This is a genomic window from Paraburkholderia sp. BR10923 (assembly GCF_040948765.1).
Classification (GTDB): Bacteria; Pseudomonadota; Gammaproteobacteria; order Burkholderiales; family Burkholderiaceae; genus Paraburkholderia; species Paraburkholderia youngii.
In genome coordinates, this window is sequence record NZ_JBFPKO010000265.1 from 1 (window position 1) to 214 (window position 214).

The 214-nt window shown below is 56.5% G+C and carries 1 protein-coding gene; it reads left to right on the forward strand.

Annotated features, from left to right (window positions below; genetic code table 11):
* Window positions 1-214 (forward strand): hypothetical protein (locus AB3X94_RS42405; protein WP_368614524.1); only part of this gene is annotated, 214 nt, incomplete at both ends.

Consider the following 214-nt stretch of genomic DNA (forward strand, 5'->3'; position numbering starts at 1 on the left):
CGTTACGACTTCGTGGAGGGTGGTAACACCACCAAGTACGAGTTCCATGTGGACGGCACGCAGAATGTCTCGCTGTTCGGCCCGAACGGCCAGCTCACCGAGTACGCGACGTTCGCCGCCAACGGCTCCAAGACGCAGGACCGGTTTTTCACGAACGGCCATCTGACGCAGGAAAATGACTTCCTGAGTAACGGCAACATCATTGTCCATATGA